Annotated in this window: 18 protein-coding genes; 2 read left to right on the top strand and 16 right to left on the bottom strand. The window is 66.5% G+C overall.

Annotated features, from left to right (window positions below; genetic code table 11):
• Window positions 1–27 precede the first annotated feature (27 nt).
• The 7 genes from AC6EI8_RS04320 to rfbB all read right to left on the bottom strand — a co-directional run bounded on the left by AC6EI8_RS04320 (window position 28) and on the right by rfbB (window position 6,618).
• Window positions 28–819 carry an ABC transporter ATP-binding protein gene (locus AC6EI8_RS04320; RefSeq protein ID WP_498381384.1) on the bottom strand — a complete coding sequence of 264 codons (792 nt, stop codon included), beginning with the start codon at window positions 817–819 and terminating at the stop codon, window positions 28–30.
• A gap of 1 nt (window position 820) precedes the next feature.
• The gene (locus AC6EI8_RS04315; protein WP_498381364.1) at window positions 821–1,651 is read right to left on the bottom strand and encodes an ABC transporter permease; all 831 of its coding nucleotides are present in this window, start codon (window positions 1,649–1,651) and stop codon (window positions 821–823) included.
• Between the two features lies 1 nt (window position 1,652).
• Window positions 1,653–3,068: a mannose-1-phosphate guanylyltransferase/mannose-6-phosphate isomerase gene (locus tag AC6EI8_RS04310; RefSeq protein ID WP_498381363.1), complete on the bottom strand. Its 1,416-nt coding sequence runs from the start codon at window positions 3,066–3,068 to the stop codon at window positions 1,653–1,655.
• 105 nt (window positions 3,069–3,173) lie between these two features.
• Complete coding sequence (gene rfbC, locus AC6EI8_RS04305; RefSeq protein ID WP_498381362.1) at window positions 3,174–3,761, bottom strand: dTDP-4-dehydrorhamnose 3,5-epimerase; 588 nt, start codon at window positions 3,759–3,761, stop codon at window positions 3,174–3,176.
• A complete protein-coding gene (rfbA, locus tag AC6EI8_RS04300; protein ID WP_498381361.1) occupies window positions 3,758–4,636 on the bottom strand; it encodes a glucose-1-phosphate thymidylyltransferase RfbA in 879 nt (292 codons plus the stop codon). Before rfbA ends, rfbC begins: the two co-directional genes overlap by 4 nt.
• A 10-nt stretch (window positions 4,637–4,646) precedes the next feature.
• The gene (gene rfbD / locus AC6EI8_RS04295; protein WP_498381360.1) at window positions 4,647–5,564 is read right to left on the bottom strand and encodes a dTDP-4-dehydrorhamnose reductase; all 918 of its coding nucleotides are present in this window, start codon (window positions 5,562–5,564) and stop codon (window positions 4,647–4,649) included.
• Window positions 5,554–6,618: a dTDP-glucose 4,6-dehydratase gene (gene rfbB / locus AC6EI8_RS04290; protein ID WP_498381359.1), complete on the bottom strand. Its 1,065-nt coding sequence runs from the start codon at window positions 6,616–6,618 to the stop codon at window positions 5,554–5,556. The genes rfbD and rfbB overlap by 11 nt, the downstream gene beginning before the upstream one ends.
• Before the next feature lie 236 nt (window positions 6,619–6,854).
• On the opposite strand from rfbB, the gene AC6EI8_RS04285 reads away from it, so the two are divergent.
• A complete protein-coding gene (locus tag AC6EI8_RS04285; RefSeq protein ID WP_498381358.1) occupies window positions 6,855–7,703 on the top strand; it encodes a symmetrical bis(5'-nucleosyl)-tetraphosphatase in 849 nt (282 codons plus the stop codon).
• Window positions 7,704–7,751: 48 nt separating this feature from the next.
• Here the strand turns inward: AC6EI8_RS04285 and AC6EI8_RS04280 are convergent, their stop codons facing one another.
• The 7 genes from AC6EI8_RS04280 to AC6EI8_RS04250 all read right to left on the bottom strand — a co-directional run bounded on the left by AC6EI8_RS04280 (window position 7,752) and on the right by AC6EI8_RS04250 (window position 13,693).
• Window positions 7,752–8,582 (bottom strand): lysophospholipid acyltransferase family protein, encoded by an 831-nt coding sequence (locus tag AC6EI8_RS04280; RefSeq protein ID WP_498381357.1) that lies wholly within the window; start codon window positions 8,580–8,582, stop codon window positions 7,752–7,754.
• A 129-nt stretch (window positions 8,583–8,711) separates the two neighbouring features.
• Window positions 8,712–10,022 carry a dihydroorotase gene (locus tag AC6EI8_RS04275; protein WP_265633279.1) on the bottom strand — a complete coding sequence of 437 codons (1,311 nt, stop codon included), beginning with the start codon at window positions 10,020–10,022 and terminating at the stop codon, window positions 8,712–8,714.
• Window positions 10,023–10,120: 98 nt separating this feature from the next.
• Entirely contained in the window at window positions 10,121–11,092 is a 972-nt protein-coding gene (locus AC6EI8_RS04270) for an aspartate carbamoyltransferase catalytic subunit (protein WP_149317741.1), read from the bottom strand.
• Window positions 11,093–11,213: 121 nt separating this feature from the next.
• A complete protein-coding gene (gene pyrR, locus AC6EI8_RS04265) occupies window positions 11,214–11,789 on the bottom strand; it encodes a bifunctional pyr operon transcriptional regulator/uracil phosphoribosyltransferase PyrR (protein WP_226108441.1) in 576 nt (191 codons plus the stop codon).
• Window positions 11,786–12,253, bottom strand: a complete 468-nt coding sequence (ruvX, locus tag AC6EI8_RS04260) for a Holliday junction resolvase RuvX (protein WP_223819794.1) — start codon at window positions 12,251–12,253, stop codon at window positions 11,786–11,788. Before ruvX ends, pyrR begins: the two co-directional genes overlap by 4 nt.
• Window positions 12,246–12,818: a YqgE/AlgH family protein gene (locus tag AC6EI8_RS04255; RefSeq protein WP_006575892.1), complete on the bottom strand. Its 573-nt coding sequence runs from the start codon at window positions 12,816–12,818 to the stop codon at window positions 12,246–12,248. Before AC6EI8_RS04255 ends, ruvX begins: the two co-directional genes overlap by 8 nt.
• 134 nt (window positions 12,819–12,952) lie before the next feature.
• Window positions 12,953–13,693 carry a 16S rRNA pseudouridine(516) synthase gene (locus AC6EI8_RS04250; protein ID WP_226108442.1) on the bottom strand — a complete coding sequence of 247 codons (741 nt, stop codon included), beginning with the start codon at window positions 13,691–13,693 and terminating at the stop codon, window positions 12,953–12,955.
• 142 nt (window positions 13,694–13,835) lie between these two features.
• Here AC6EI8_RS04250 and AC6EI8_RS04245 point away from each other — a divergent pair, with 142 nt between their 5' ends.
• Window positions 13,836–15,401 (top strand): cryptochrome/photolyase family protein, encoded by a 1,566-nt coding sequence (locus tag AC6EI8_RS04245; protein ID WP_498381356.1) that lies wholly within the window; start codon window positions 13,836–13,838, stop codon window positions 15,399–15,401.
• A gap of 214 nt (window positions 15,402–15,615) precedes the next feature.
• Here AC6EI8_RS04245 and AC6EI8_RS04240 read toward each other — a convergent pair whose 3' ends face one another.
• Both AC6EI8_RS04240 and hemDX read right to left on the bottom strand, forming a co-directional pair.
• The gene (locus AC6EI8_RS04240) at window positions 15,616–16,806 is read right to left on the bottom strand and encodes a heme biosynthesis protein HemY (protein WP_149317736.1); all 1,191 of its coding nucleotides are present in this window, start codon (window positions 16,804–16,806) and stop codon (window positions 15,616–15,618) included.
• Between the two features lie 3 nt (window positions 16,807–16,809).
• The coding region (gene hemDX / locus AC6EI8_RS04235; protein ID WP_498381355.1) for a fused uroporphyrinogen-III synthase HemD/membrane protein HemX at window positions 16,810–17,817 on the bottom strand (1,008 nt) is incomplete at its 5' end.

The raw sequence follows: 17,817 nt of genomic DNA, 5'->3' as shown, positions 1-17,817 counted from the left end.
GTCCTTGTTATCGATATCCGGCGAGCCTCAGCCGACCGAGCTGGCAGCGAGGCCGGCAACCGCCGTTGTCGCCGCCTCCTCCTTGGCCGGGGCCGCGGCCACCACCGGCTCGTCCGCGACGATCCGGCCGTGTTCCATCTTGATCTGCCGATTGCAGACCCGCGCCACCAGCTTCGGGTCGTGCGATGCCAACACCAGGATGGAAGCCTTGCCAACCAGCTCGTCGAGGCGTTTGGCCGCCTTCAGGCTGAAGTCGGCGTCGCCCACGCTGAGCCATTCGTCCATGATCAGGATGTCGGCCTCGACGCTGGTCGAGATGGCAAAGGCCAGCCGCAGCATCATCCCGCTCGAGTACGTGCGGACGGGCAGATTCAGGTAGTCGCCCAGTTCGCTGAACTCGGCGATCTCGTCGATCTTGCTTCGAATGCGTGCGGGCCGCAGGCCGTCGAGAATGCCTCGCAGATAGATGTTCTCGAATCCGGTCGCATCGGGGTCCAGCCCCATCGATACGTCAAGCAGCGAAGCGATCTTGCCACGCGTATGCAGTTCGCCGCTGACCGGCGCATAAACGCCCGAGAGGGTCCGCAACAGCGTGGTCTTGCCGGAGCCGTTGTGGCCCACCAGTGCAACGCGCTCACCATCCGAGAAGCGAAAGCTGAGCCGGTCCAGCGCGGTCACGATCGCGTGCTTGCCGGCATCCTGTCCAATCCGGCCGCCTGTCGTCAGGTTCAGCACGGCCTTCTTCAGAGAACGGTGCGAGTTCTCGTAGATCGGAAACGCGACGGAGATGTCTTTTGCAACGATGGATGAGGTCACGATGTTACAGCCAGTATGGAACGCGATTGCGGTATCGGCTCATCAGATACTGCGCAAACGCGAAACCCAGAATCAGCAGCCCGAACGACCAGCCCCACGATTCCCAATGCATGGGGCGGCCGGTAATGGGCGCGCGGATCGTTTCAATGAGGTGATAAAGCGGATTCATGTGGGCGATCCAGGAGCGATCCTTCAGGATCTCGGGCATCCACATCACCGGCGTGAAGAAAAAGATCACCTGAACCAGGTTGGTCACGATCGGCGGAATATCCCGGAAGCGGGCGCACAGCACGCCGAGCGCGACGCCGACCCAGATGCCATGCAGCAGCAGCATGACCAATCCGACCGGCACCAGCAGGAATTCCCATGTCGGCCAGTGGCCGAAGCCCACCATCAGGATGATCACCACCGGAAGGCTGTGCAGCAGGATGACGAAATTCCGCCAGGCAATGCGGCACACATGGACGGTCAACGGGATGCGTATCTGCTTGATCAGATAGGCCGAGCCGATGAACGCGGTACAGCCCTCGTTGGCAACCGAGGCGAGGTATTGCCAGACCACCAGACCGATCGCCAGATACGGCAGATAGTCCGAGATTTCCTGCTGCAGCAGCGTCGAGTACAGCGCGCCCAGCACGATCACCATGATGGCCGTGCTCAACGTGAACCAGAACGGCCCGATCACGGAGCGCCGATAGCGTTGGCGGATGTCATGCCAGCCCAGCGTGCCCCAAATGCGGGACGCACGCATGCCCACCAGCATGTCGTCGCTATGGCTATGCCGGGTAATGTCGTCGGTGTCGTAGCTGTGTTCAGCCGCTGCGGTATCAGCCATGTCACGCACGTCCGTAAATGTCCTCGAAGCGGACAATATCGTCCTCGCCGAGATACTCGCCGCTCTGCACTTCGATCATGACCAGATCGACCACGCCCGGATTTTCGAGCCGGTGCTTGTGGCCCGCCGGGATATAGGTCGATTCGTTGATCGCGACGAAGAACTCCTTGTCGCCGTTGACGACCTTCGCCATGCCGCTGACGACGATCCAGTGTTCGCTGCGATGGTGGTGCATCTGCAGACTGAGGCTGGCGCCCGGCTTCACTTCGATGCGCTTGATCTTGAAGCGCGGCCCTTCCTCCAGCACCGTATAGGTGCCCCAGGGCCGATGCACGGTCCGATGCAGGCGGTGAGCCTCATGGCCCTGCGCCTTGAGCTTCGCGAACACATGTTTGACGTCCTGCGCGCGTTCCCGGTTGGCGATCAGCAGCGCATCGGGCGTATCGATGACGATCAGGCCTTCCACGCCCACCGCCCCGATCAGCCGGTCGCGGCTCACCAGATAGCAGTCGCTGACGTCATGCAGCAGCGCCTCGCCTTCGACGCGGTTGCCCTTGTCGTCGGCCTTCGACAGTTCGCTCAGCGCGGCCCAGGAGCCGATGTCGCTCCAGCCGATCGAACACGGCACCACCGCGGCGCGCGTGCATTTCTCCATCACGGCGTAGTCAATCGAATCTTCCGGCACCGCGGCAAAGCTCTCCGGCTCCAGCTCCACCTGGGTCCAGCCCTTCGCCGTGGCGACACGCGACTTGGCAAGGCTGGCCTCGGTGGCCTGCAGGATATCCGGCGCATGCTCCTTCAGCTCCCGCAGCATCGCGCCCGCGGTGAAGCAAAACATGCCGGAGTTCCAAAGGAACCGCTGGGATGCCAGATACTCGCGCGCCTTTTCCAGCGACGGCTTCTCGACGAAGCGCAGCACGGTATTGCCATCGGCCTCGATATAGCCATATCCCGTTTCCGGCGACTCCGGATGGATGCCGAAGGTCACGATGCGGCCCTCGCGAGCCAGCGCTTCCGCCTGTTGAACGGCATCGCGGAATGCGTCCTGATCGGCGATCAGATGGTCGGCGGCCAACACCAGCATCACGGTGTCGTCGCCATGGGTCTGCGCGACGCGCAGCGACGCTGCCGCGACCGCGGCGGCGGTATTCCGGCCGAGCGGCTCGAGGATGTAGGAGGTGGCGCAATGTTGTTCATTGACGGCACGGAATTCGTCCTCCGTCTTGAAGAACAGCTCCCGGTTCGTGACCGTGAGGATTTCCGCCACGCCCGGTAGAGCCGCCGCCCGCAAGAATGCTTTCTGCAGAAGGCTCTGACCATCCGACAGACGGATGAACGGCTTCGGATGCAGTTCACGCGACACAGGCCACAGCCGGGAACCGGCGCCACCGCACAGGATGATGGGTACCAAACTCACATGTTCCTCACAATGCGCGTCAATCGTTGCGCTTGGTATTGCGTTTCAAATGTCGACGTTGGATCTGGGCCGCAAGGCACACTCCCGTCGGAATGCTGGATCGGGTCAGCCGCGTCGGGGCCCTTGCAGCGCCGGATCGTCCACCGCAAAGACGTCCGCTTCGGCGAGTGGCTTGCCGGCGGCGTCCTTCGCTGCCAGCACGGGCTCCCCACTGATCGGCCAGTCGATGCCCAGGACCGGGTCGTTCCACAACAAGCTGCGCTCGTATTCGGGATACCAATAATCGGTGGTCTTGTACAGGAACTCGGCATGATCGGACGTCACCAGGAATCCATGGGCAAAGCCTTCGGGCACCCACAACTGGCGCTTGTTCTCCGCCGACAGCGTGACGCCCACCGATTTGCCGAAGGTGGAGGAACCCTTGCGGATGTCCACCGCCACATCGAACACCTCGCCGGCTACCACGCGGACGAGCTTGCCCTGTGGATGCTGGATCTGATAGTGAAGGCCGCGCAGCACGCCCCGCGCCGAACGCGAATGGTTGTCCTGCACAAAGTCCCGGTTCAAGCCCGTCGCCTCGGCAAACTGCCTGGCATTGAAGCTCTCGAAGAAAAAACCGCGTTGATCGCCAAAAACCTTCGGCTCCAGGATCAGCACTTCCGGAATTTCGGTGCGAATGACGTTCAGGCTCATTTGATGGCCTCCGACAGGATCTGTATCAGGTAGGCGCCATAGCCGTTCTTCGACAGCGGTCGCGCCAGTTCTGCAACCTGATCGGCGGTGATCCATTTATTGCGGAACGCGATTTCCTCGGGACACGCGACCATCAATCCCTGCCGGCTCTGTAGCGTCGCGATGAAGCTGGCGGCCTCCAGCAGCGAATCGTGCGTGCCGGTGTCGAGCCAGGCATAGCCGCGACCCATGATTTCGACCTCGAGTTGCGCCATCGCCAGATAGCGCTTGTTGACGTCGGTGATCTCGAGTTCGCCGCGCGCGGACGGCTTGATGTCGGCGGCGATATCGCAGACCTGGTTGTCGTAGAAATAGAGCCCCGTCACCGCGTAGTTGGAACGCGGCTTCACGGGCTTTTCCTCCAGCGACATCGCGCGGAAGTTCTCATCGAACTCGACCACGCCGTAGCGCTCGGGATCGTGCACGTGGTAAGCGAACACCGTCGCGCCGTCTTCCTTCGCGCACGCCCGCGTCAGCTGGCTGACCAGATCGTGGCCGTGGAAAATGTTGTCGCCCAGGATCAGGGTGGAGGGATCGTTGCCAATGAAATCGCGGCCGATCAGGAAGGCCTGTGCCAGCCCATCGGGCGAAGGCTGAACCGCGTATTGAAGATTCAGCCCCCACTTGCTGCCATCGCCCAGCATTTCGGCGAAGCGAGGCGTGTCTTCCGGCGTCGATATAACAAGGATGTCACGAATCCCCGCCAACATGAGCGTCGACAAGGGATAGTAGATCATCGGCTTGTCGTAGACAGGCAGCAGCTGCTTCGACACCGAGCGGGTGATGGGATAAAGGCGGGTGCCGGAGCCCCCGGCCAGGATGATGCCCTTGCGCATGGCGAACCACTCAGGAAAGGATCTGGTCCAGCAGGTGGGCGATGCCCTGCTGCCAGTCCGGAAGATGAATGCCGAACGTATCGCGCAACTTGCTGGTATCCAGGCGCGAATTGGCCGGCCTGGGCGCGGGCAGCGGATACTCGGCGGACGCGATCGCCGCCACCCGGTCGGATGCGACCTTCAGCGCGATGCCCTTGGCTTCCGCGTAGCGCAGCACGGCCGTCGCATAGCCATGCCAACTGGTTTCGCCCGCGGCGGCGAGGTGGTAGATGCCCCCCGCAAAGCCCGCGCGATCGCCGTGCAGCCAGTGGCGCGCGACGATCTGGGCGGTCACGTCGGCGATCAGCGACGCGGTGGTCGGGGCGCCGAACTGGTCGGCGATGACACGCAGCGCGTCCCGTTCCGACGCGAGCCGCAGCATCGTCTTGGCAAAGTTGGCGCCGTGCGCGCCGGCCACCCAGCAGGTACGCAACACCAGCGCATTCGCACCGGCTGCCGCGATGGCCTGCTCTCCGGCAAGCTTGCTCTTGCCATAGACCGATTGCGGGTCGACCGCGTCGTTCTCGACATACGGGCTCGTCTTGCGGCCATCGAACACGTAATCGGTCGAGTAATGGACCAGCAGGCCGCCGAGCTCGCGCACCTCCTCGGCCAGCACGCCGGGGGCCACGCCATTGATCGCGTGAGCCAGGTCACGCTCGCTCTCGGCCTTGTCGACGGCGGTATAGGCGGCGGGATTGACCACGACGTCCGGACGGAACTCCCGCACGACGCGACGAAGCTGGTCCGGATCCGCCAGGTCGCAAGCGCTGCGATCCAGCGCTACGACACGGCCAAGCGGAGCCAGGCTGCGGCGCAGCTCGAAGCCGACCTGGCCATTGCTTCCAGTGACGAGAAGGGTCGGGACACGGGAGCTTTCACGCCGCATACTGCTTCGCCACCCAATTCCGATATTCGCCGGACATCACATCCTGCACCCAGGCCTGATTGTCCAGATACCACTGCACCGTCTTGCGCAGGCCGGTCTCGAAGGTTTCCGCCGGCTTCCAGCCGAGCTCGCGCTCCAGCTTGCGGGCGTCGATGGCATAGCGCCGGTCGTGGCCGGGGCGGTCCTTGACGAAGGTGATCTGGTCCCGATAGGAGCCCGAGGCCTTTGGCTTCAGTTGGTCCAGCAGGTCGCACAGCGTGTGGACCACGTCCAGATTCGTCTTCTCGTTCCAGCCGCCGACGTTGTACGTTTCGCCGAGCCGGCCACGCGCGAGCACTTCCCGGATCGCGGAGCAGTGGTCGCCCACATACAGCCAATCACGCACGTTCAGGCCATCGCCGTAGACGGGCAGCGGCTTGCCGCCGAGCGCGTTGGCGATCATCAGCGGGATCAGCTTTTCGGGGAAGTGGTACGGCCCGTAGTTGTTCGAACAGTTGGTCGTCAGGACCGGCAGGCCGTAGGTGTGGTGGTAGGCGCGGACCAGGTGGTCGGAGCCGGCCTTCGAGGCGGAGTACGGGCTGTTGGGCGCGTAGGCCGTGGTCTCGGAGAACGGCGGATCGTTAGGACCGAGCGAGCCGAACACCTCGTCGGTCGACACGTGCAGGAAGCGGAAGGCGGCCTTGCGGGCGTCGTCGAGGCCGCTCCAGTAGGAACGCACGGCCTCGAGCAGCGTGAAGGTGCCGACGATATTGGTCTGGATGAATTCGCCGGGACCATGGATCGATCGGTCGACGTGACTTTCGGCGGCGAAGTGCAGGACCGCCCGAGGCTGATACTCGGCCAGCAGCCGGTCCAGCGCGGCGCGATCGCAGATGTCGGTGCGCGAGAATACGTGACGCGGGTCGCCCTCGAGCGACGCGAGCGTCTTCAGGTTGCCGGCGTACGTGAGCTTGTCGACATTGACGACGCTATCGGCGTCGGCGTTGCTCAGCCAGTTCAGAACGAAATTGGCGCCAATGAAACCAGCGCCGCCAGTCACGAGAATGTGCGGCAAACCCCTTTCTCCCTAACTATCGATATGTTTCGAAAACGGGACAATAGCCCGGCGCCCGCCTTGATCCGTGGGTGGGACGGCAGGATCATCAGTGTTCTCAGAAGTGGCGGTATTCTATCCGAGCGCCCCTCCGGGGTTACCCGGGCCGGTCATCTTTTTGTAGCCTGTTGTAACGGCTCACGCCCCCCCTCTTTACAATCGACAAAAAGCCGCCTCCGGCTCTCTTTTTTACCTCTATGCCCCATCCCTCTGTGCCATCGCCCTACCCCTACGCCGTCGGCGACCTGCAAGGTTGCGACCCTTCCCTGGAACAACTTGTCACCAAAATCCCCGACGATGCGCCACTTTGCTTCGTCGGGGATCTGGTAAACCGTGGGCCGGCATCGCTGGCGACATTGCGCAGGGTCCGCACGATGGGCGAGCGGGCCGAGTCGGTGCTGGGCAACCACGATATCCATCTATTAGCGGTCGCCGCGGGTGTGCGCAATCCGGGTTCGTCTGACACGCTGAACGACGTCCTGCAGGCGCCGGACCGGGAGGAGCTGCTGCACTGGCTGCGCCATCGGCCGCTGGCCCTTCACCGGGGCGGTTTCCTGCTGATCCACGCCGGGGTGCTGCCGCAATGGACCGTCGAACAGACGCTGGAACTGGCCGGCGAAGTCGAACGGGAACTGCGGGGGCCGGGATGGAAAGCATTTCTCGCGGATATTTTTGGCAATGCGGCGAACCGGTGGCACGAGGGGCTGCGTGGCATCGAGCGGCACCGGGTCGTGATCAACGCATTGACCCGTTTGCGCTTCTGTACCGTTGACGGAGTGATGGACCTCAAGACCAAGGAGGGATTGGGAAAGGCGCCCGACGGCCTCCTGCCGTGGTTCGATGTGCCGACACGCCGCACCCGGGACACCACGATCGTCTGTGGCCACTGGTCGACGCTGGGCCTGGTGATGCGGCCCGACCTGATGGCGCTCGATACCGGCTGCGTCTGGGGCGGCCGGCTGACCGCGGCCCGCCTGGCACCGGACCCGGCAGACCGTGAGGTCATCCAGGTCGATTGCCCCCAATATTGTGATCCTTTAGGCTGATATTGTCATCCCCTTGCCGGGGATGTCGGTGCGCTGGCGTACCGACGATCAGGCTGGATTGCCGGTGGCCGTGCTTCGCGCCGGCGTATCGGACGGCTCGCCGGCGGGCAACACCGCTTCGCTCTCCGATTCGCCCTGCGGTTCACCCTGCAGTTGCCGGCACAGCGCGAGCACCGCTTCGCGCGACTGTTCGGCCAGGGCACGCCGCTCGCACTCGTCTGCCTGCAGCGGCGGGCCGAATGCGACCTGCGCGGTGATCGGCGGCGCCTGCAGGATCGCGTCGAGCGTCTGCAGCAACGTGAGGTCGCCGATATAGGCCGGTGCCACCGTGCGTTCGCCGGTGGCGGCGTCGCAATAGCGCAGCGCCACCGGCAGCACCGGCAGGCCGGCAGAAATCGGCGCCTGCATCAGATTGGCGTGGAACGGCAGCACGTCCGTGCCATCGGTGGTGGTGCCTTCGGGGAACACGCAGACGCGGTCGCCCTGCAGCATGCAATCGGTGATGTCATGCAGCACCCGATGTGCGTCGCGCTTGCGGCCGCGTTCGATGAACAGCGTGCCGGTCTGCGCGCACAGCCAGCCGATCAACGGCCAGTCGCGGATCTCCGACTTGGCGACGAAGCGGGACGGCTCCCAGCTGTGGATCACGAAGATATCGAGCCAGGAGATATGGTTGGCGACCACCATGGCGCCACGCCCGGTCTCCGGCACCGGCCCGATCAGTTGGATGTCGACGCCGCAGATGCGCAGCAGCCGGCGCGACCAGCGGCGGATATGCCATTGGCGCGCCGCCTTGCCAAGCCACGGGAACAGGACCGCGCAGGTCAGCAGGCCGCGCAGCAGGTGCAGGCAGAGGGCGAGCTTGCGCAGGGCGATCATGGGGTCGATGGAATCAGCGGGCGTCGGAACCGTCGCGGTGGGTCAAGGGCTGCTGCCCTCTCCCCGGCCCTCTCCCGCAAGCGGGCGAGGCGAGTGTCGGTCTGCGAGGGCCGACGCCTAGCCCCGGGATCAGCGGGCGGCCACGGCCTCGCCGTTGCGCGACTGGCCGGCCAGCTCGTAGACCAGCTGGCCGCCGACCAGCGTGGCCGTGACCCGGCCGCGCATCTCGTACCCCAGCCATGGCGAGTTCTTGCCCTGGCTCTTCAGCGTGCGCCGCTCGACCTTCCACACCGCCTCGGGATCGAACAGGCAGACGTCGGCCGCGCCGCCGACCGTCAGGCGACCGGCCGGCAGGCCGATCACCCTGGCCGGCTCGCTGGTGATGCGGCCCAGCGCCTTGACCAGCGGCACCTTGTGTTCGTCGGCCCAGCGCAGCGTCAGCGGCAGCAGCAGTTCCAGGCCGGTGGCGCCCGGCGAGGCCTCGGCGAACGGCAGCAGCTTCTCGTCGTCGTCGACCGGCGTATGGTCCGAGCACAGCGCGTCGATGGTGCCGTCGGCCAGCGCGGCGACGATGGCGTCGCGATCGCGCCCGCTGCGCAGCGGCGGCGAGAAGCGCATCTGCGAGTTGAAGTAGCCGATGTCCATGTCCGTCAGGCCGACATGGTGGATGTTGACGTCGCAGGTGACCGCCAGCCCTTCGCGCTTGGCCTGGCGCACCAGCTCGATGCCCGCCGCCGAAGACAGCCGGCACAGATGGACGCGTGCGCCGGTGGAGCGCATCAGTTCGAAGATCGTATGCAGCCGCACGGTCTCGGCGATCACCGAGACGCCCGACAGACCCAGCCGCGACGCGACCGCGCCGCTGGCCGCGACGCCGCCGCCGAGATACGGGTCTTCCGGCCGCAGCCAGACGGTGAAGCCGAAGGTCTGCGCGTACTGCAGCGAGCGCAGCAGCACCTGCGTGTTGCGGATCGGCGCCTCGGCCTGCGAGAAGCCGACGCAGCCGGCTTCCGTCAGCTGGGACATCTCGGTCAGCACCTCGCCCTTCAGGCCCAGCGTCAGCGCACCGAGCGGGTACACATGGGTCTGGTTCAGCGTGCGGGCGCGGTACTTCAGCATTTCGACCAGGCCCGGTTCGTCGAGCACCGGGTCGGTATCGGGCGGGCACACCAGGCTGGTGACGCCGCCGGCGGTGGCCGCGGCCACTTCGGATTCGAGCGTGGCCTTGTACTCGTAGCCCGGCTCGCGCAGCCGGGCCGACAGGTCGACCAGGCCGGGGCAGACGATCAGCCCGCGGGCGTCGATGGTCTTGTTGGCCTGGAAGTCGGCCGGCGCGTTGCCGATGCCGACGATCTTGCCGGCGGCCAGGAACAGGTCCTGCTGGGCATCGATATTGCCGGCCGGGTCGATCAGGCGGCCACCCTTGATGTGGATCTTCATATCGTGTCGCTTGCTATCGCTTGCCATTGCGGCTTGTTTTGGTGCCTGGCGGCCGTCGTCAGGCCGACGATTGCCTGGCGGATCGCGCTTTTGTCGTTTCAGTCGTTGTTGCCGGCGACGATGCCCATCACTGCCATCCGCACCGCGATGCCGAAGGTGACCTGGTTCAGGATCACCGACTGCGGACCGTCGGCCACGGCCGAATCGATCTCGACGCCGCGGTTCATCGGCCCCGGGTGCATCACGATGGCGTCGGGCCTGGCCAGCGCGAGCCGCTCCGGCGTCAGGCCGAAGGCCTTGAAGTATTCCTGCGCCGACGGCAGCAGCGCGCCGCTCATGCGCTCGTTCTGCAGCCGCAGCATGATGATCACGTCGACGCCCTTCAGGCCCTCTTCCATGTTGTGGAAGACGCGTACCCCCATCTGCTCCAGCCCCGACGGCAGCAGCGTGCGCGGACCGATCGCGCGCACCTCGGGCACGCCGAGCGTGGTCAGCGCGTGGATGTCCGAGCGCGCCACCCGCGAGTGCAGGATGTCGCCGACGATCGCCACGGTCAGCCCGGTGAAGTCCTGCTTGTAATGCCGGATCGTGTACATGTCCAGCAGGCCCTGCGTCGGGTGCGCATGGCGGCCGTCGCCGGCGTTGATCACGTGCACGTGCGGGGCGACGTGCTCGGCGATCAGATAGGGGGCGCCCGAGCTGGCATGCCGCACCACGAACATGTCGGCAGACATCGCCGACAGGTTGTTGATGGTGTCGAGCAGCGATTCGCCCTTGCTGGTCGACGAGGCATTGATGTTCAGGTTCAGCACGTCCGCGGACAACCGCTTGGCGGCGATCTCGAAGGTGGTGCGGGTGCGCGTGGAGTTCTCGAAGAACAGGTTGAACACGCTCTTGCCGCGCAGCAGCGGCACCTTCTTGACGTCGCGGTCGGAGTCCGACAGCGACACGAACTGGCTGGCCGTGTCGAGGATGTGCGTGATCATGTCGCGCGACAGCCCCTCGATGGACAGCAGATGCTTGAGCTCGCCGTTCCTGGTGAGCTGCGGGTTGCGGAACGTCTTGGTCATGGGTGAGGCGTGGGCGGGTGCGGTTTGGCTCGGTACGGGTGCGCGGGTGCTGGTACTTGTGCTGGTGCTTGCCCTGGCTCGGGCTTGTGTGCTCGTTCTCTACTGCGGTAATGCGTGCCGGTCAGCCGGCGGCGGAATCGTGGTTGCCGTTCAGCGTTTCGGTGGCAAAGGAAAAACGGATGCCGGCCCCCTCGCCTTCGCGCGACAACACCAGGTTCGTGCCGCGCGGCAGCGTGATCCGCTCGCCGACGAAGTCCGCCCCGATCGGGAGCTCGCGGCCGCCGCGATCGACCAGCGTGGCCAGCGCGACGCGCGCGGGCCGACCGTAGTCGAACAGTTCGTTGACCGCGGCGCGGATGGTGCGGCCGGTGGCCAGCACATCGTCGATCAGCAGCACATGGCTGTCCTGCACGGAAAACGGCAGCGTGCTCGGTTGCGCCTGGCTGTGCAGGCCCTTCTTCGCGTAATCGTCGCGGTGGAAGGCCACATTGATCACGCCGTAATGCGGCAGCTGCAGATCGGCCGCCAGCCGCTCGGCGATCCACGCGCCACCCGAATAGATGCCGGCGATCGACCAGGGCGCGCCGCCCGAGGCAGAGCCCGAGGCCGAGCCCGATGCCGCGGACAGCATCCCTTGCACGTGGTCGCGCAGCGCGCGGTAGAGCGCCTCGGCGTCGAGGGTGACGTTGGAGATCATAGCGGGAGTTGGTCGAAATACTGTTGCAGGATGATGCGGGCGGCTTCGTGATCGAGCGCCCCCGGCCTGGCGCCGGCGGCCTGGGCCTCCAGCGAACTGTAGCGCTCGTCGACCCAGGTCACCGGCAGATTGAAGCGGCCATTGAGCTGATTGCCGAAGCGACGCGCCAGCTTGGTCGCGGGCTGTTCGCCGCCTTCCGGGGTCAGCGGCAGGCCCACCACTAGATGCACCGGCGCCCATTCGGCGATCAGCGCGGCGACGGCCTCAAAGCGCCCTTCGACGGTGATGTTCGGCAGGATGGTCAGCGGCCGCGCCTCGCGCGTGATGAAGTTGCCCAGCGCCACGCCGATCTTGCGCTCGCCGTAGTCGAAACCCAATACGGTGCCGTCGGTTGGCACGGCAGACACGGGCGCGCCTTGCGGCGCCGGCTTGTGGAGCGGCGTGGCCGCGTCCGCGCTAGGCATGCCCCGCCTCGCCGGAGAGCATGGTGATGTCGATGCCCAAAAGGCGAATGGCGGCGGCGAAGCGTTCCTCGGGAGGCACGCTGAACACGATCTCGGGGTCGGCCTGCACGGTCAGCCAGCCGTTGCGGCTCAGCTCTTCCTCCAGCTGGCCTGCGCCCCAGCCGGCATAGCCCAGCGTCAGCAGGAAGCGATGCGGGCCGCTGCCGTTGGCGACGGCCTCGAGCACATCCTTGGAGGTGGTCATCTCCAGGCCGCCGGGCACGGTCAGCGAGGACACATAGACGCCGACCGGGTCATGCAGCACGAAGCCGCGCTCGGTCTGCACGGGGCCGCCGAAATAGACGGGCTGCTGCGCGACGGGCTGGATTTCGAGCTTGAGATCGATCTTGTCGAACAGCGTGGCCATGTCGATGTCGATCGGCCGGTTGATCACCAGGCCGAGCGCGCCACGCTCGTTGTGTTCGCAGATGTAGACGACGGCGCCGGTAAAAGTCGGATCCGCCATGCCGGGCATGGCGATCAGGAATTGATTCGTCAGATTGATGGGGGCTGCGGACGTCGCCATGCGTTGCATTTTATCAAATCAGCGCCAATGTTCCGGAAAAGATTCCCTCGTCCGGGCCCGCGCAGGGAGCTGGACGGTGCGCGCCGCCCCACAGCCGTTGCGCCGCAGCATCGCGGCCGCGGTTGGCCCCCGCCTCAGTCCTTGCGCGCCAGTTCGGCCAGATCCGCCGGCGTCAGCCAGCGCCATTCGCCGGGCGCCAGCGCCGGGTCCAGCGCCAGTCCGCCGATGCGGCTGCGGTGCAGCGCGGCGACATGGTTGCCGGCCGCGGCGACCATCCGCTTGACCTGATGATACTTGCCTTCGGCCAGCGTCAGCCGCAGCGCGCGTTCGCCGACGATCTCGCAGGCCAGCGCGGCAATCGGGGCCGGTTCGTCCTCCAATTGCACGCCTTCGCGCAGCGCCGCGGCCTGGGCCTCGGTGACCGGCTCGGCCGTCGTCACCTCGTAGATCTTGGGCACCTTGCGCTTGGGCGAGGTCTGCGCGTGGATGAACTGGCCGTCGTCACTGAGCAGCAGCAGCCCGGTGGTGTCCTGGTCGAGCCGGCCGACCGCCTGCACGCCGCGCTCGCGCAGCGGCACCGGCAGCAGCGTGTAGACGCTGGGATGATGCAGCGGCCGCTGCGAGCATTCGTATCCGGTCGGCTTGTGCAGCATCAGATAGGCCTTGTCGTGGCAGACCCAGTCCTCGCCATCGACGGTCAGCCGCAGCCCTTCGAGCACGAATTCGGCGCGCGGGTCCTCGCACAGCTCGCCCTCGACCTCGACCATGCCGGCCGCCACCAGATCCCCGCAATAGCGGCGCGTGCCGAAGCCCTGCGATTGCAGGATGCGGTCCAGCGGCGTGGTCTTGGGCGGTTTGGCGGTCTTCGCGTTCATCGGCGGTAAGGAGGGAGTGAGGGAGTGAAGGGAGTCAGGGCGGTCAGCGGCGAAGCGGCGCGTTGCAGGGGAATGGCGCAGGGGGTCATGCTACGGTAAACGATCGCGCGACCGGCGGCGCGGTGCTCACGGAGAATCGAGCTTGAACCCATCCCCCCATCGCGGACCGTACCGCGTCGGCCGTTCGTTCGCCCGCGCGCTGGTCTGGTTTCGCCGCGACCTGCGCGTGGACGACCACGCGGCGCTGCATTATGCCCTCAAGCATGCCCGCCAGGTGTGGTGCGTGTTCGTATTCGATCGGGAAATCCTCGACCCGCTGCTGGCGCGCAGCTTGGCGCGCGGCAAGGCCAGCGATCGTCGCGTGGCCTTCATCCTCGCCTCGCTGGCCCCGCTGGACGCCGCCTTGCGCAAGGCCGGCGGCGGCCTGATCGTGCTGCACGCCGCGGCCCGCACGGCGATCCCCGCGCTCGCCCGCGAACTCGACGTGCAGGCCGTCTTCGCCAACCATGACTACGAGCCCGCGGCCATCGACCGCGACCGCGCCGTGGCGAACGCACTGGCGGCCGATGCGCGCGTCTATTTCAGCTTCAAGGATCAGGTCGTATTCGAGCGCGACGAGATCCTGAACGGCCAGGGCAAGCCCTTTTCGGTCTTCACGCCGTACAAGAACGCATGGCTGAAGGCGTTGCAGCCCTTCGATCTGCGGCCCTACCCGGTCGCGCCCTATCTGCCGGCGCTGGCGCCGCTGCCCGCGGCGCACGACCGGCCGCTGCCGACACTGGACGCGCTCGGCTTCGCCCCGGGCGAGCCGGAAGCAGTGCCGCTCGCGCCGGGCAGTCCGGGCGCGCACGCGCTGTTCGATGCCTTCCTCGACCGGCTGGGCGACTATGCGCGCCGGCGCGATTTCCCCGCCGTGCGCGGACCCAGCTATCTGTCGGTGCATCTGCGCTTCGGCACCATCTCGATCCGCACGCTGGCGCGCGCGGCGCATGCGGCCATGCTGCAGGGCGGTGCCGACGCCAACGGCGCGGCGACGTGGCTGTCGGAACTGATCTGGCGCGATTTCTATTTCATGGTGCTGCACCACCGGCCGGACCTGGCCGATGGCCGCTCGTACCACGCCGCCTATGACGCGATCCGCTGGCGCACCGGGCCCGTTGCGGAGCAGTACTTCGCCGCATGGCGCGAGGCGCGGACCGGCTATCCGCTGATCGATGCGGCGATGCTTCAGCTGCGCCAGAGCGGCTATATGCACAACCGCCTGCGCATGGTCAGCGCCAGCTTCCTGGTCAAGGATCTGGGCATCGACTGGCGCCGCGGCGAAGCGGTGTTCGCCGACCTGCTGAACGACTACGACTTCGCGGCAAACAATGGCGGCTGGCAATGGGCCGCATCGACGGGATGCGATGCGCAGCCGTGGTTCCGGATCTTCAATCCCGTTACGCAGTCGCGCAAGTTCGACCCGGAGGGCGCTTTCATCCGGCGCTATCTGCCGCAGCTGGCCGCGCTGCCGGACAAATATCTGCACGCGCCGTGGACCGCGCCGGAAGCGGTGCTGGCGGCGGCGGGAATCACGCTGGGGAAGGACTATCCGCGCCCGGTCGTGCAGCACGACCTGGCGCGGCAGGAAACGTTGGAGCGGTATGCGGTGGTGAAGGCGGGAGTGGGAGCGCCCGCGGCAGCGGCCGCGAGCGAGCGATCGGGATAGCAGCCACCTTGCGCTCTCCCCGGCCCCGCTCACGCGCGCGGGAGAGGGAGCAAACCACGGCTGCCCGGGGATTCGCGTGACGCGACCAGCCCTGTTACTCCTCAGCCGTGTCAGGCCCCAAGGCGTGTTACGCCCTCAGGCTGGGGTACGCCACCAGCAGTGCCACACCACCAGCGGTGTTACACCACGCGCGGTGTCACACCACCAGCAAGCGTTACGCCGCCAGCAGCGCGCTCTCCCGATAATGCCGCTGCGCGTCCTCCGGCCGTTCGGTCTGCTCGAACAGCCGCGCCAGCGCCAAATGCGCGCGCACGCGCAGGCGGCGCTGTTCCTCGCTGGTGGCGTACTTCAGCGCGCGCTCGAAATTGGACTGCGCCTTGCCCCACAGCTGTTCGCCCAGGCAAAGCACGCCCAACGTGAAATGCAGCTCGGCATCGTTCGGATGCTGGGCCAGCCATTTCTCGGCCTGCTGGATCTGCGGCAGCGCCTGGCCGGGCTCGGCGCAGTCGGCGTAGCGCAGCACCAGCCGGCTGTCCCAGTTGACCTTCAACGCGTCCTCGACGATCCGGCGCGCTTCCTGCTGGCGGCCCAGCGCCGAGAAATAGCGCGCGGCCGGCTCGGCGATGCGGGCGGCGCGGCGCTCGTCGTTCGACAGCGAACGCCAGAAGTCCTGCAACGCGTCGGCGTCGTGGCGGCGTTCCTCCAGCATGGCCTCGCAGGCCAGCTGCTTCAGACGCAGTGCCAGCACCGGATGCAGCGCGTTGCGCTTCTCCAGCGAACGCGCGAGCCGCAGCACCTCGCTCCAGTTCTTCAGATGCTGATGCGCACGCAGCGCGATCCGTTGCACATGGATCTGCCGCCCGCCCTGCGCCTGCAGCTGGGCGATGGTTTCCAGCGCGCCATCGGCATCGCGCGCGTCGACCAGCATCTCGGCCAGCGACACCAGCCGGGCCTGCTCGCGCTCGGGTGCGGTGACCTGGGCCAGCCAGCCGTCGCGCCGATCGGCCTCCTGCATCTGGTGCGCGGCGCGGGCGCCGATCAGCGCCGCGGTCTGCGCCTGCTCGGGCCAGACCTGGGCCTCGCGCGCGGTGCGCTCGGCGCGGGCGAAGCGGCCGGCGAACAGGTTCTCGATCGCCTCGCGCAACGCGGCCTGGGCCTTCAGCATGCGGTTGCGCTCGCGATAGGCCGCGGCGCGCCGGGGCATCTCGGACAGATGCCGGATCGCCGACAGCACGGTCCAGGCTATGAAGAACAGCAGCAACAGCAGCGCCAGCGCCAGATTGAGCGACAGCTCGACCCGATACGGCGGGTAGAACAGCACCACATTGCTTTGATTGAACTGCGTGAACAGCGCCAGGCCGACGGCGCCGCCAAACAGGATCGCCACCCAGAATAGAAGTCGCATGCGCTACTCCTTCTTCAGGGAACGCAGCGCGCCGAGGCTGTCGGACATCGTCGGCAGCTGCACGGCCACCGCGCCGGCCTGCGCCTGCTTCAGCAGGGTCTGCACGGCCTGCACGCGGCGGCTCTTGGTATCGAAATAGCGTTCGATCATGCCGTGCGCCGCGGCCAGATCGTTGCGGAACACCTGCTCATTGCGCGACAGCAGCGCGAGCCGCGCGTTGAGCAGCCGCAGCTTGACGTTCTCGCGCAGGAACCAGCCCTGGTCGCCGGTCAGCAGCAGCGCCTCGGTATCGTCGACCCGGCGCACGCGGATCACGCGCATCAGCTCGTCGCGCACGGTACCCCAGACGCCGGCGAACCACTGCGTCACGCGATTGCCGGTGCCGTCGCCATTGCCTGCGGCAACGGCCGAGGCCGCGCCGGGCTGGGACGCGGCCGCCGTGCCGCGCGGCGTGCCTTCGCTGCGTTCGAGCATCCGTTCGCTCGACAGCAGCGGCAAGGCGTCGATCTGGTTGATGGCTTCGTCGAGCTTGATGGCGGCGCCGGTCAGGTCGGTGTCGGGCATCGCCTTGAGCCGGCCGATGTCGCGCGCGATCGCCCGGCGCAGCTGGTTGTATTCGGGCTTGTCGGAGCGGGCCAGGCGAACGTCGGCGCTCTGCAGCGCGGACAGCGCGACCTGCACGTTGCCGGTCAGCTGCAGTTGCTGGCCGGCGTTGGTCAGCAACTGCTGGATCTCGGCGATCTCCCAGTCGTCGCGGTTGCGCATCAGGTCCTGGTAGACCTGCTCGAGCGTGGCCTGCTTGTCGCGGGTCTCGCCGACCTGGGCCTCCAGCGCGCCGACCTTCGCCTGCATTTCCTTGACGGTGGTCTGCGCCTCGCGGGTCAGCACGCGAGACTCCTGTACCAGCGCGTCGTTGTTCTGCTGGCGGCGCGCCAGTTCCTCGGTCAGCCGGTCGACCCGTTGCTGCAGCCACCAGAACGCGCCGCCGGCGACCAGCACGAAGATCGCCAG

Source organism: Cupriavidus sp. R6-3, from assembly GCF_059772245.1.
The sequence above is the reverse complement of the archived record's forward strand: the minus strand, read 5'-3'. Positions and strand labels throughout refer to the sequence as shown.

What these genes read in the sequence shown, in the direction of transcription:
- AC6EI8_RS04275 (WP_265633279.1), bottom strand. Translation starts at nt 10,022, where the DNA reads ATGAAGATCCACATCAAGGGTGGCCGCCTGATCGACCCGGCCGGCAAT.
- AC6EI8_RS04255 (WP_006575892.1), bottom strand. Translation starts at nt 12,818, where the DNA reads ATGGCGACGTCCGCAGCCCCCATCAATCTGACGAATCAATTCCTGATC.
- AC6EI8_RS04285 (WP_498381358.1), top strand. Translation starts at nt 6,855, where the DNA reads ATGCCCCATCCCTCTGTGCCATCGCCCTACCCCTACGCCGTCGGCGAC.
- ruvX (WP_223819794.1), bottom strand. Translation starts at nt 12,253, where the DNA reads ATGCCTAGCGCGGACGCGGCCACGCCGCTCCACAAGCCGGCGCCGCAA.
- AC6EI8_RS04250 (WP_226108442.1), bottom strand. Translation starts at nt 13,693, where the DNA reads ATGAACGCGAAGACCGCCAAACCGCCCAAGACCACGCCGCTGGACCGC.
- rfbC (WP_498381362.1), bottom strand. Translation starts at nt 3,761, where the DNA reads ATGAGCCTGAACGTCATTCGCACCGAAATTCCGGAAGTGCTGATCCTG.
- rfbD (WP_498381360.1), bottom strand. Translation starts at nt 5,564, where the DNA reads ATGCGGCGTGAAAGCTCCCGTGTCCCGACCCTTCTCGTCACTGGAAGC.
- AC6EI8_RS04315 (WP_498381364.1), bottom strand. Translation starts at nt 1,651, where the DNA reads ATGGCTGATACCGCAGCGGCTGAACACAGCTACGACACCGACGACATT.
- rfbA (WP_498381361.1), bottom strand. Translation starts at nt 4,636, where the DNA reads ATGCGCAAGGGCATCATCCTGGCCGGGGGCTCCGGCACCCGCCTTTAT.
- AC6EI8_RS04240 (WP_149317736.1), bottom strand. Translation starts at nt 16,806, where the DNA reads ATGCGACTTCTATTCTGGGTGGCGATCCTGTTTGGCGGCGCCGTCGGC.
- AC6EI8_RS04280 (WP_498381357.1), bottom strand. Translation starts at nt 8,582, where the DNA reads ATGATCGCCCTGCGCAAGCTCGCCCTCTGCCTGCACCTGCTGCGCGGC.
- pyrR (WP_226108441.1), bottom strand. Translation starts at nt 11,789, where the DNA reads ATGATCTCCAACGTCACCCTCGACGCCGAGGCGCTCTACCGCGCGCTG.
- AC6EI8_RS04270 (WP_149317741.1), bottom strand. Translation starts at nt 11,092, where the DNA reads ATGACCAAGACGTTCCGCAACCCGCAGCTCACCAGGAACGGCGAGCTC.